This is a genomic window from Providencia sp. wls1914 (assembly GCF_009706645.1).
GTDB lineage: Bacteria > Pseudomonadota > Gammaproteobacteria > Enterobacterales > Enterobacteriaceae > Providencia > Providencia zhijiangensis.
This window is the reverse complement of the sequence record NZ_WLUN01000016.1, coordinates 90,879-103,191: the sequence shown is the minus strand read 5'-3', so window position 1 is coordinate 103,191 and position 12,313 is coordinate 90,879. Positions and strand designations below refer to the sequence as shown.

Here is a 12,313-nt window from a genome sequence, read left to right as displayed (position 1 = left end):
CAAATTTAAGTTCTACCTATACTCACCACTCAATTTTTCGTTAAGGAATAAACATGAATTGGTATTTAGAAGTCATCAAGAACAACTATGCTAATTTCGAAGGTCGTGCTAGACGTAAAGAGTATTGGATGTTTACTCTTATTAACATGATCATCATTATGGTTCTATATGCATTGATCATTTCATCTGTTGATTACACAACAGGTGAAATGGGTGGATTAGGAATGATTGCTAGAATTTTATTAGGGATCTATGCGTTAGCCACTATCGTCCCTTCTATTGCTGTATCAGTCCGTCGCTTACATGATACTGAAAAATCAGGTTGGTGGTATTTAATCTCATTTATCCCATTTGGTGCGATCGTATTGCTCGTCTTCATGTGCTTAGAGGGTACTAAAGGCGATAACCGTTTTGGCGCAGATCCAAAAGCATAAAAATAGTGCCCCTTATTAAGTAAGGGGCTTATTTAACCGTCTTTTAAAACTCTCTTCATAGCATCTTTAATCTATTTACTTCAATCCATTAGCCGCTAGTAAAATACAGTTTCCGTAACACTTCTTTTAGGTAACTTTATTGTTTTTCCATTTGATACGATTGTGAGTATAAAATTGCATTTGTGTGCAATATTTTGCTTGTCATAATCACATTTAGAATCGACAACTAAGATTGGCAATCCAAGTGCCTTAATTTCCATTTGAAGATCAAATGGCTTTGTTACGTCCTTGCCGTAACTAATGATACTTTCCGAGAACACAATATTATCTTTATAATATTTTATCGTCTCAGGAAGGTTATTTTTGTTATACGTGTTTTCGCTGTATTGAACTTTAGGCTCTGCACTCATTGAGCCTATAATTATCCCATCATTATTGTACTGATATATTAACTTTCCGTTACTATCAGTTCTGGAAATAATCAAGCAATTCGCAGCCACTTCCATTTCAACTGGCCCATTCGCATCTGAACCCACCAATTTATTTTTTTCTCGTTTGATTGAAAGCCAGTTATCAATGCTATTTAAATATTCATCTTTTTTTTGTTTCATTGTAAAACTATCAACACAACCATCACGACCAACCTTTAACGCAGATTGGTAATTAATGCTTTCATCCTCATTATAAACAAAGGTATTCAATTCTTTGATATTGCCTTTAACTGGATTAAAATCATAGAGTTGAGCAAGATTAAAAACGATCGGGTTATACTCATTTTTTTGAAATGCAGCAGATTGGAAAGAGACGGTAAATAATGCCAATTGAACAATTGAAGCTAAGTATTTGTTATTCATATAATTCTATACCTCAGAATTGCTAATTTGCTGTGTTCTAAATTTATAACTATTCTTTTCTAATTTTTATTTACATCATTAATTTTACTACAAATAATCCTAGTCATATTAACATTTATCAAACTAACTTCCAGCGCCATTTTTTATAAAAAAACAACAAATACGTATAAACACTTATTTGTTAAATCTCTTCACGTTGCATTCAGATAATCTTTAGGTAATAAGATTTACACGTATTTATACCTATTTAATTATTTAAATTTAATAAAAAACCGCACTAGGCGGTTATTGGTTCAAAACGAAACGGGATTAATTAATATAACTTTCAACAGGTTTTAGCGATAAAATAGCGCTTATTTTGTAGCCGGTTTTGCAGAATAGTTTTGCAGGGGTTTTGCAGAAGAATTTTTTTAGACAAAATAAAACGGGAGCTTTTAGGTTCCCGTTATTATTCACACTACGTAACAAATTACATGTGTTTAATGATTGCGTCGCCGAATTCGCTACATTTCAGTAACTTAGCGCCTTCTAATTGACGTTCGAAATCGTAAGTTACAGTCTTAGCCGCGATTGCGCCTTCCATACCTTTAACGATTAAGTCTGCCGCTTCAACCCAACCCATGTGGCGCAGCATCATTTCTGCGGACAGAATGATAGAACCTGGGTTTACTTTATCTTGGCCTGCATATTTCGGTGCAGTCCCATGAGTTGCTTCGAACAGTGCACATTCAGAACCGATGTTTGCACCCGGTGCAATACCAATACCACCAACTTGTGCAGCTAATGCGTCAGAAATATAGTCACCATTTAGGTTCATACACGCGATAACATCATACTCTGCTGGACGCAGCAGGATTTGTTGTAAGAATGCATCCGCGATAACGTCTTTAACAATGATATCTTTGCCAGTTTTTGGATTCTTGATTTTAACCCATGGACCGCCATCGATTAATTCACCGCCGAATTCTTCTTGTGCTAATTGGTAACCCCAATCTTTAAATGCACCTTCAGTGAATTTCATAATGTTGCCTTTATGAACTAAAGTCACTGAATCACGGTTATTATCGATCGCATACTCAATTGCCGCGCGAACTAAACGTTTTGTGCCTTCTTCAGAACATGGCTTGATACCAATACCGCAATCTTGTGGGAAACGAATTTTCGTCACGCCCATTTCATTTTGCAGGAAGTTGATCACTTTGTCTGCTTCTGCGCTGCCCGCTTTCCACTCAATACCTGCATAGATATCTTCTGAGTTTTCACGGAAGATCACCATATCAGTGAGTTCAGGCTGTTTAACTGGGCTTGGTGTCCCTTTATAGTAACGTACTGGACGTAGGCAGATGTATAAATCAAGCTGTTGACGAAGTGCAACGTTGAGGGAACGAATGCCGCCACCAACTGGAGTGGTTAATGGGCCTTTAATAGAAACGCGGTAATCGCGGATTAAATCGAGGGTTTCTTGCGGTAACCAAACATCTTTGCCATATAACTGAGTGGATTTTTCGCCCGTATAAATTTCCATCCAAGAAATTTTACGCTCACCGTTATAGGCTTTTTTAACTGCAGCATCGACAACTTTTAACATTGCTGGAGTGACATCAACCCCAATACCGTCACCTTCAATGAAAGGGATAATTGGGTTGTTCGGAACGTGTAATTTGCCTTTTGAATCAATGGTAATTTTAGCGCCTTCTGCCGGAACTACTACTTTGCTATCCATTAACCTCTCCTTCACTTGCGTATTTTGCTTGTTAATTTTTTGTAAGAGACCTGTCAATACTACTGCAATCTGCGTCGAACGCCAATGATTACTAAGCTAAGCTTTTATGCAGATCGCATTTAACGCATTATCTTCGTGTCCAAACACTCAATGAAATCAAAACAACTTCAATTAAATCATACCATTAAAACAAACATCAATACTCTAAAAAGTCAAATGCTAAGCTAAATAACCACCTAAATACTGAACGGCCTTATTCCATAGCTTATCTAAAATACTCTACCCAAACATTCGTACTGCTCACAGAAATTAATATATTGTCATATTATCTTTATGATTTAATAGATTTAATTAAATTATTCGTACTTAATGGTTTTAATGCACACAAACCAAAATCGCATTGATTTTTAATAATTTTAAATTATTGCCAATTTGATTAAATTCTATTTAAATAAATAATGAAATACCGTAATAGATTAAGAAAGATAAACTTTTATTTATTAAAAATATAATTATTAATTCAAGATAATATAAAAGGTGAATATATGGAAAAGTTATCGGACTTAATCAATCTCAAGCAAAAAATCTTCTTACAGCATCCTTTTTTTCTAAAACCCATCAACCCATCCTTACCCATCAAAGAGTCACTGGCATTTTTACCGAAACTTACATTCTTTATTTTGGCCTTTGGGGACATTAATAAATACATTCTTCCCTTTGAAAATCCTCAAGATGATTTAGAGATAGCGGTCAATAATCATGCTTTAGAAGATTCCGACCATTGGTATTGGTATATCGATGATCTCCGCACATTGCGAATGAATGAGCCACAACTTATTACGGATACCTTGGTATGGTTATGGTCGCCACAAATGGAAGCTAACCGTAAGCTCGTTTATGAATTAATCAGCGCCATTGTCAATCAACCGGCTAAAATTCGCTTAGCTGTCATTGAAAGTATGGAAGCAACAGGGCGTACATTCTTCACTTACGTCAATCAAATCGCTAAATTATCGCCAATACCACTGAAATATTGCGGTGAGATTCATTTGGCTCACGAATCCGGTCATGCCATGGGCAGTGATGCAGAATTAATTGATACCATTAATTATACAGATGAAGAACACGCTCTTTGTGTGCATTTGATAGAACGAATATTTATCGCTTTTTCTCATTTTATCGATGAAATAAATCAATAAGCTATAAATCAATAACACCATAAATCAAGGGAGAGCTGCCTGTTGATTGCTCATATCTCTCCCTTAAATAACCAACCAAGACAGCCTTACTTTATCGCCAAAATATCGCTATTCTATTGCGCATTACATAAATGACTTTCAATAAATAATGATGAACGCACCTAACCGTAACCGCACCAAGCACACATCCTCACCGTCAAAGCCACATCGTTCATTGGCAACGAATTCATCTTCTCGCGTGGCACGCTCAACCCAGCCACGTAAAGTGATTATTTTCAATAAGCCATTTGATGTACTACCGCAATTTACAGATGAGCAAGGACGGGAAACGTTAAAAAACTATATTCCCATCTCTGATGTTTATGCCGCGGGACGTTTAGATAGAGATAGTGAAGGTCTGTTAGTCCTCACCAATGATGGCAAATTACAAGCTCAGCTTACCCAGCCGCAGAAAAAAACAGGAAAAATCTACTATGCTCAAGTAGAAGGCATTCCCGATGAAAGCGCGCTCGCAAAATTTCGTCAAGGATTAACCCTAAATGACGGACCCACCCTACCCGCAGGCATCGAATTAGTCAGTGAGCCAGAATGGTTATGGGCGCGAGTTCCACCGATCCGTGAGCGGAAGAACATCCCTACTTCTTGGTTGAAGATCACGCTTTATGAAGGAAGAAATCGACAAGTTCGTCGGATGACTGCCAATATTGGTTTTCCCACATTGCGATTAATACGCTACGCCATGGGGAATTTTACGCTCGATAACTTATCTTCCGGCGAATGGAAGGAGGTCACTGTTGTTTAAACCCAATGTTACCGTTGCCACCATTGTCCATGCCCAAGGGCGTTTTTTAGTGGTCGAAGAGTGGATTAATAACAAACCCACATGGAATCAACCCGCAGGACACCTTGAAGCCGATGAAACATTAGTACAAGCTGCCGTTCGTGAACTGTATGAAGAGACAGGCATTATTGGTAAGCCTCAGACATTAATTAAAATTCATCAATGGATAGCCCCCGATAAAACCCAATTTATTCGTGTCTTATTCGCCCTTGAACTGGATGCTCCATGTGAAACTCATCCTCACGATGATGATATCAGTGCTTGTCATTGGGTTAGCGCAGAAGAAATTCTGACTAGCCAATGCCTTCGATCCCCTTTAGTTGCCCAAAGTATCCGCTGCTACCAAGAAGGTACTCGCTATCCTTTAAGCGTTTTAGCCGCCTTCGGTGATCATTACGAGTAACATTATTCTCCTAACGCTGGTGCAACAAGGGGGCAACGTGCTAAAGTATGGGGCTTGATTTTTCCGCATTGAGACTATTTCCCATGTCAAATAACAGTACCAAATCAGATAACAGCCAAATTAAGGTCATCGTCGGTATGTCCGGTGGTGTTGATTCATCCGTTTCCGCTTACCTGCTCAAGCAGCAAGGGTATCAGGTGGTCGGTCTGTTTATGAAGAACTGGGAAGAAGACGATAACGAAGAATACTGCACCGCAGCGACTGACCTTGCAGATGCGCAAGCGGTATGCGACAAACTCGGTATCGAACTGCGCACCATCAACTTTGCCGCTGAATATTGGGACAATGTATTCGAACACTTTTTAGAAGAATACAAAGCGGGTCGCACCCCAAACCCGGATATTCTGTGTAACAAAGAGATCAAATTTAAAGCCTTCTTAGAGTTTGCCGCCGAAGATCTGGGCGCAGACTATATCGCAACGGGTCACTATGTTCGTCGCCGTGATGTTGACGGCAAAAGCCAGCTATTACGCGGCTTAGATAACAACAAAGACCAAAGCTACTTCTTGTATACCCTCAGCCATGAACAAGTGGCAAAAAGCTTATTCCCTGTGGGTGAATTAGAAAAACCAGAAGTACGCCGCATCGCCGAAGAAATTGGTTTAGTGACTGCGAAGAAAAAAGACTCTACCGGAATCTGCTTTATCGGTGAGCGTAAATTCCGTGACTTCCTTGGTCGCTACCTCCCTGCTCAACCGGGTCCAATCGTTACCGTTGACGGTGAAACCATTGGCCAGCACGAAGGGTTGATGTACCACACATTAGGTCAACGTAAAGGGTTAGGCATTGGCGGCACCAAAGACGGTTCTGAAGAACCATGGTATGTGGTGGATAAAGACGTTGAAAACAATCAATTGATTGTGGCGCAAGGCCATGAACATCCACGTTTAATGTCTACTGGCTTAATTGCTCAGCAATTAGATTGGGTCGATAGACAAACGCTAACGGAGCCATTGCGCTGCGTGGTGAAAACCCGTTACCGTCAAGCGGATATCCCTTGTACAATCACCCCATTGAGTGCCGAGAAAATCCAAGTCACTTTCGATTATCCGGTTGCGGCTGTTACTCCGGGACAATCTGCGGTATTTTATATCGACGAAGTCTGCCTCGGTGGCGGCGTTATTGAAGCCCGTATTCAGGAGTAAATGTGGCTAAAAACTATTACGATATCACGCTAGCTTTAGCGGGTATCTGCCAAGCAAGTCTGATGGTACAAAAGCTCGCTCATGAAGGTACCTTTAATGAGCAAGATGGTAAAACCATGGTCGATAGCCTGACCAACATGAATCCATCCACCACGCTGGATGTGTTCGGTAATGACGAAGCGAATTTAAAAACCGGTTTAACTGCCCTGCTGGGTATGTTAACCGGGGGTAATAGCGGGATCTCTGCGGAAATGACCCGCTATATGCTTAGCATCATGGCATTAGAGCGCCGCTTAAGCAAAGATGACAATGCCATGAACCAACTCGGTCAACGAATTGAGCAATTTGAGCGTCAAGCCAGCTATTTCGAACCGATGTCTGAAGGTGTTTTTAACGCACTCGCCGGAATTTATGTGGATGTAGTCAGTCCCGCAGGCCCCCGTATTCAAGTGACTGGCTCCCCTGATATTCTGAAAAATACCGTTGTTCAAGCCAAAGTTAGAGCCACATTGCTCGCAGGTATTCGCTGCGCAGTTCTCTGGCAGCAAGTTGGTGGAAGTCGCCTCCAACTGATGTTTTCTCGAAGCCGTCTGTCTAATCAGGCGAAACAAATTTTGTCTCACCTATAAATCTGGAGTTGCTACCAATGGAATTATCCTCACTGACCGCTGTATCCCCGATTGACGGCCGTTACGGTGATAAAGTCAGCGCTTTACGCACTATTTTTAGTGAGTTTGGCTTACTGAAATTTCGTGTGCAAGTTGAAGTTCGCTGGCTGCAAAAACTGGCTGCAACCGCTCAAATCAAAGAAGTTCCTTCATTTGATGCCAACGCAATCGCTTACTTAGATGAAATCGTCGCGAACTTCTGCGAAAAAGATGCAATGCGTATCAAAGAAATTGAGCGCACAACTAACCACGACGTTAAAGCAGTAGAATATTTCCTGAAAGAAAAAGTGGCGCATATCCCTGCTCTACATGCGGTCTCTGAGTTTATTCACTTTGCTTGCACCTCTGAAGACATCAACAACCTGTCCCATGCATTGATGCTGAAAACTGCTCGTGAAGAAGTTTTACTGCCACAATGGCGTCAAATCATTGATAAAGTTAAAGCGATGGCGCACGAATACCGTACTTTACCTTTACTGTCACGTACTCATGGGCAGCCAGCAACACCATCCACTATTGGTAAAGAATTTGCTAACGTTGCGTACCGTTTAGAGCGCCAATTCCGCCAGTTAGAACAAGTGGAAATCTTAGGTAAAATCAATGGTGCCGTTGGTAACTATAACGCTCACATTGCCGCTTACCCAGAAGTTAACTGGCACGAATTCAGTGAAACGTTTGTGACCTCACTAGGCATTCAATGGAACCCGTTCACCACGCAAATCGAACCGCATGATTATATCGCAGAATTGTTTGATTGCGTTGCACGTTTTAACACGATCGTGCTGGACTTTGACCGTGATATCTGGGGCTATGTTGCTTTAAATCACTTTAAGCAAAAAACCATTGCCGGTGAAATTGGTTCATCCACCATGCCACACAAAGTTAACCCTATCGACTTCGAAAACTCAGAAGGTAACTTAGGTTTAGCAAACGCTGTATTAGGTCATTTAGCAAGCAAATTGCCAGTTTCTCGCTGGCAGCGTGACCTGACTGACTCAACCGTTCTGCGCAACTTAGGTGTCGGTTTAGGCTATGCCCTGATTGCTTACCAGTCCACAATGAAAGGCTTGAACAAGTTAGAAGTTAACGAACAGCACTTACTGGATGAATTAGATCAAAACTGGGAAGTCCTAGCTGAGCCAATCCAGACCGTAATGCGTCGTTATGGCATCGAAAAACCATATGAAAAACTGAAAGAATTGACTCGTGGTAAACGCGTTACCGCAGAAGGCATGAAACAGTTTATCGATGGTTTAGAGCTTCCAGAAAGCGAAAAAGAACGTCTGAAAGCGATGACGCCAGCTAACTATATTGGCTATGCAGTTAATTTTATTGATGAAATCAAGTAATCAATAGTTATTAAAATAGGCGGCATTCGTGTCGCCTGTTTTTTTCCTTTCCAAAAAATCTCAGATTCGACTATTTTTCCGATCTGTTTGACTTATATTTAGTTAAGATCTTGTTCCCTATCCCATCTCTTTCTACCATACTCACTATAATATTATCATTTGCATGCTTTCTTTATGTGAGGTTCTCAGATGCGCATTCTTATCGTCGAAGATAACGCCCTACTTCGTCACCATTTAACGGTTCAACTCAAAGAATTAGGTCATCAAGTGGATTCTGCTGAAGATGCAAAAGAAGCGGACTATTTTCTGAATGAAAGCCATCCCGATATTGCAGTCGTGGATTTAGGTCTTCCTGATGAAGACGGGCTTTCCATGATCAAACGCTGGCGCAGCAACCATGTCAGCATTCCGCTTCTCGTCTTAACCGCACGAGAAAGTTGGCAAGAGAAGGTTCAAGCGCTCAATAGTGGCGCAGATGACTATGTCACCAAACCCTTTCAATTAGAAGAGTTGGTCGCGCGGATGCAAGCGTTGATGCGCCGTAACAGCGGGTTAGCCTCCCAAGTGCTTGAACTTGAAAATTTTGTTATCGACCTTTCCCGCAAAGAATTTACGGTTAACGGCGAGTCGGTCAAACTCACCGCATTTGAATACACGATTATTGAAACCTTGCTGCGTAATAATGGAAAAGTGGTCAGTAAAGACTCCCTTATGCGCCAGCTCTATCCAGACGCAGAATTACGCGAAAGCCACACCATCGATGTGCTTATGGGGCGTTTACGTAAAAAAATCCAACAGTTCCATTCCCAAGAAGTGATTGTGACTGTTCGCGGTCAAGGCTACCGTTTCGATGTGAACAGCTAATATGAAACTGAGTAAATTTAGGTTCAAGCCCCTCTCTTTACAGGCGCGTTTTATTTGTGCAACGTCAGCCGTCATCCTTGCGCTAACCCTCGCCTATGGGATTGTGGCTGTTGTGGGTTATTTAGTCAGTTTTGACCGAACCACCTACACCTTACTACGTAGCCAAAGTAACCTAATTTACAGCCTTGCTCAGTGGCAAGATAATAAAATTGATATTCGCGTTCCCCCAAACTTTACGTTGAACAACCCCTCGTTGATCATTATTTATGATAAGAATGGGCAAACCGTCTGGCGCCAACGTGAAGTCCCCAGCGTCGAGCGTCTTATTCAACTCGACTGGTTAAAAAAGAATGGGTTATACGAAATTGATACTGATTTCGATGAAACGCGTCAATTAATGAATAATAACCCAGACTACAGCCATCGACTCAATGATATTGATAATATCGATGAGCCATTAACGCACTCCGTTTCAGTTAACCAGTATTTAGAAACTGAAACCATGCCAGCACTGACGATTGTTGTTGTCGATACATTACCTCAAGACTTACAAAGCACTGGCGTTGTCTGGGACTGGTTTGGTTACGTGTTACTCGCTAACTTTATACTGGTGATCCCACTGTTATGGCTCGCAGCCTATTGGAGTGTGCGCCCCATTAAGTCACTGATTTCGCAAATTAGTAGCCTTGAAAAAGGCGAACGAGAAACGTTGGATGAAAACCCGCCAGCAGAGCTGCGAGGCCTAGTGCGAAATTTGAATATTTTGCTGAGCAACGAACGCAAGCGCTATAGCAAATACCGCACTACATTGTCTGATTTAACTCACAGCCTAAAAACGCCTTTGGCGGTGTTACAGTCCACATTGCGGCTCCTACGTTCCGGTAAGCAAATGACCATCGAACAAGCAGAGCCTATCATGTTGGAACAGATAGGACGTATTTCTCAGCAAGTTGGCTACTATTTGCATCGCGCCTCGAACCAAGGGGATGAAAACCTGATGCTACGGGAAATTGCATCGGTGCCGTCTATCTTAGATAGCCTCTCTAGCGCACTGCATAAAGTGTATCTCAACAAAGGTGTCTCCATCACCGTCGATATCTCCCCTGAAATCACATGGCTAGGCCAGCCTAATGATTTTATGGAAGTGATGGGCAATGTTATGGAAAACGCTTGTAAATATTGCCTTGAGTTTGTGGAAGTCACCGCGCTTGTTGATCATGATAGCCTAACCATTTTTGTGGATGACGATGGTCCTGGCGTTCCCGAAAGTAAACGCAGCATGATATTTATGCGTGGGCAACGCGCTGATACCCTGCGACCGGGACAAGGTTTAGGGCTATCAATTGCGGTGGATATCATCGACCAATATGATGGCGAAATCACTATTTCGGATAGTCCACTTGGTGGTGCTCGCGTCGCCGTCACCTTTAGGCAGCAAGCGGTGATTGAAGATGCTTAGGCCTTGAATTGAGATAGCTAGGCATAAACGAAGATAATTCGTTCATCCGTCAATGAAGATGGCTAATCTGTGAACTGACGCCCTCTAAGCCCTGTTTTACAATCCATTTCCGGTATACTATTTAGGAAGTTTTGTCATAACTAGGGAACAATAAGATGGATTATAAACTGAATCTTGACTGGCAGAGTTTTCTGGACAGTCATTGGCAGAAACGACCTCTGCTTATCAAACAGGGTTTTACGCGTTTTATTGATCCTATCTCGCCTGATGAACTCGCGGGATTAGCGATGGAAGATGAGGTTGATAGCCGTTTAGTCAGTCATCAAAACGGCCTCTGGCAAGTTGCCCACGGCCCATTCGAGAGCTACGATCATTTAGGTGAAGAAAACTGGTCAATCTTGGTTCAAGCGGTTGACCACTGGCACCACCCAAGTGCCCAACTGATGAAACCTTTCCGTGTCCTTTCTGATTGGCGTATGGACGATTTAATGATCTCCTACTCCGTTCCGGGTGGCGGTGTAGGCCCTCATCTCGACCAATATGATGTATTCATTATTCAAGGCGAAGGTCGTCGCCACTGGCGTGTTGGGGAAAAAATCCCAATGAAACAACACAGCCCACATCCTGACCTACTGCAAGTACAGCCTTTTGACGCCATTATCGATGAAGAGATGGAACCCGGCGATATCCTGTATATCCCGCCTGGATTCCCACACGAAGGTTATGCCATTGAGCCATCACTGAATTATTCTGTCGGTTTCCGTGCACCCAATGCCCGTGAATTAATGAGCAGCTTTGCTGATCATTTAATCTCCAATGAGTTAGGTAGCTACCGTTACAGCGACCCTGATCTTTCTTTCCGTGATAATCCGGCTGAAATTTTGCAAGGCGAACAAATTAAGTTGCGCGAAATGATGGAATCACTGATTCATGATCCTGAGCTATTCCGTAAATGGTTAGGTGAATTCATTTCTCAATCACGTCACGAGCTGGATTTGGCACCGCCAGAGCCGCCTTATGAACAAGATGAGATTTATAATTTATTGAAAGACCAGCAAGAAACCCTATATAAACTCAATGGGTTGCGCGCTCTTCGTGTTGGTGACCAATTCTTTGTTAATGGTGAGTCTTTAGAGACTAAATGCTATGAAGCCGCAGATAGCCTGTGCCGTTTCGACTCCGTCAACCATGCAAATCTTGGTGACGCGTTAGACGATGTCAATTTTATCGCCTTAATGACAGCATTGATTAATAGTGGATATTGGTATTTTGACGACTAATTATTCCTATAATTAACCGCCAAAAAACAGCAAA

Annotated in this window: 12 protein-coding genes; 10 read left to right on the top strand and 2 right to left on the bottom strand. The window is 41.8% G+C overall.

The features are described from left to right. Positions 1 to 53: 53 nt before the first annotated feature. Positions 54 to 434, top strand: coding sequence for a DUF805 domain-containing protein (locus GKR74_RS11095; protein WP_154603609.1), 381 nt, complete (start codon positions 54 to 56; stop codon positions 432 to 434). Between the two features lie 95 nt (positions 435 to 529). Here GKR74_RS11095 and GKR74_RS11090 read toward each other — a convergent pair whose 3' ends face one another. Continuing rightward, positions 530 to 1,288 (bottom strand): YnfC family lipoprotein, encoded by a 759-nt coding sequence (locus GKR74_RS11090; RefSeq protein ID WP_154603608.1) that lies wholly within the window; start codon positions 1,286 to 1,288, stop codon positions 530 to 532. A 469-nt stretch (positions 1,289 to 1,757) separates the two neighbouring features. Then, the gene (gene icd / locus GKR74_RS11085) at positions 1,758 to 3,011 is read right to left on the bottom strand and encodes an NADP-dependent isocitrate dehydrogenase (protein ID WP_154603607.1); all 1,254 of its coding nucleotides are present in this window, start codon (positions 3,009 to 3,011) and stop codon (positions 1,758 to 1,760) included. A gap of 545 nt (positions 3,012 to 3,556) precedes the next feature. Between icd and GKR74_RS11080 the strand changes: the two genes are divergently transcribed. From GKR74_RS11080 to GKR74_RS11040, 9 genes are all read left to right on the top strand, one after another. Then, complete coding sequence (locus GKR74_RS11080) at positions 3,557 to 4,210, top strand: hypothetical protein (protein ID WP_154603606.1); 654 nt, start codon at positions 3,557 to 3,559, stop codon at positions 4,208 to 4,210. Positions 4,211 to 4,361: 151 nt separating this feature from the next. Further along, positions 4,362 to 5,012, top strand: a complete 651-nt coding sequence (rluE, locus tag GKR74_RS11075) for a 23S rRNA pseudouridine(2457) synthase RluE (protein ID WP_154604391.1) — start codon at positions 4,362 to 4,364, stop codon at positions 5,010 to 5,012. Then, positions 5,005 to 5,454, top strand: coding sequence for an NUDIX hydrolase (locus tag GKR74_RS11070; RefSeq protein ID WP_154603605.1), 450 nt, complete (start codon positions 5,005 to 5,007; stop codon positions 5,452 to 5,454). The genes rluE and GKR74_RS11070 overlap by 8 nt, the downstream gene beginning before the upstream one ends. An 83-nt stretch (positions 5,455 to 5,537) precedes the next feature. Then, positions 5,538 to 6,659 carry a tRNA 2-thiouridine(34) synthase MnmA gene (gene mnmA / locus GKR74_RS11065; RefSeq protein WP_154603604.1) on the top strand — a complete coding sequence of 374 codons (1,122 nt, stop codon included), beginning with the start codon at positions 5,538 to 5,540 and terminating at the stop codon, positions 6,657 to 6,659. Positions 6,660 to 6,661: 2 nt separating this feature from the next. Continuing rightward, complete coding sequence (gene hflD, locus GKR74_RS11060; protein WP_181477243.1) at positions 6,662 to 7,288, top strand: high frequency lysogenization protein HflD; 627 nt, start codon at positions 6,662 to 6,664, stop codon at positions 7,286 to 7,288. A 17-nt stretch (positions 7,289 to 7,305) separates the two neighbouring features. Beyond that, positions 7,306 to 8,676 (top strand): adenylosuccinate lyase, encoded by a 1,371-nt coding sequence (gene purB / locus GKR74_RS11055; protein WP_154603603.1) that lies wholly within the window; start codon positions 7,306 to 7,308, stop codon positions 8,674 to 8,676. A 189-nt stretch (positions 8,677 to 8,865) separates the two neighbouring features. Beyond that, the gene (gene phoP, locus GKR74_RS11050) at positions 8,866 to 9,540 is read left to right on the top strand and encodes a two-component system response regulator PhoP (protein WP_154603602.1); all 675 of its coding nucleotides are present in this window, start codon (positions 8,866 to 8,868) and stop codon (positions 9,538 to 9,540) included. Between the two features lies 1 nt (position 9,541). Beyond that, a complete protein-coding gene (gene phoQ, locus GKR74_RS11045) occupies positions 9,542 to 10,999 on the top strand; it encodes a two-component system sensor histidine kinase PhoQ (protein WP_154603601.1) in 1,458 nt (485 codons plus the stop codon). Between the two features lie 155 nt (positions 11,000 to 11,154). Further along, complete coding sequence (locus GKR74_RS11040; RefSeq protein ID WP_154603600.1) at positions 11,155 to 12,279, top strand: ribosomal protein uL16 3-hydroxylase; 1,125 nt, start codon at positions 11,155 to 11,157, stop codon at positions 12,277 to 12,279. Positions 12,280 to 12,313 lie beyond the last annotated feature (34 nt).

Bases quoted from the DNA above. Each gene is read 5' to 3' on its own strand.
- mnmA (WP_154603604.1), top strand. From the start codon at position 5,538: ATGTCAAATAACAGTACCAAATCAGATAACAGCCAAATTAAGGTCATC.
- icd (WP_154603607.1), bottom strand. From the start codon at position 3,011: ATGGATAGCAAAGTAGTAGTTCCGGCAGAAGGCGCTAAAATTACCATT.
- GKR74_RS11040 (WP_154603600.1), top strand. From the start codon at position 11,155: ATGGATTATAAACTGAATCTTGACTGGCAGAGTTTTCTGGACAGTCAT.
- rluE (WP_154604391.1), top strand. From the start codon at position 4,362: ATGAACGCACCTAACCGTAACCGCACCAAGCACACATCCTCACCGTCA.
- phoQ (WP_154603601.1), top strand. From the start codon at position 9,542: ATGAAACTGAGTAAATTTAGGTTCAAGCCCCTCTCTTTACAGGCGCGT.
- GKR74_RS11090 (WP_154603608.1), bottom strand. From the start codon at position 1,288: ATGAATAACAAATACTTAGCTTCAATTGTTCAATTGGCATTATTTACC.
- phoP (WP_154603602.1), top strand. From the start codon at position 8,866: ATGCGCATTCTTATCGTCGAAGATAACGCCCTACTTCGTCACCATTTA.
- purB (WP_154603603.1), top strand. From the start codon at position 7,306: ATGGAATTATCCTCACTGACCGCTGTATCCCCGATTGACGGCCGTTAC.
- GKR74_RS11080 (WP_154603606.1), top strand. From the start codon at position 3,557: ATGGAAAAGTTATCGGACTTAATCAATCTCAAGCAAAAAATCTTCTTA.
- GKR74_RS11095 (WP_154603609.1), top strand. From the start codon at position 54: ATGAATTGGTATTTAGAAGTCATCAAGAACAACTATGCTAATTTCGAA.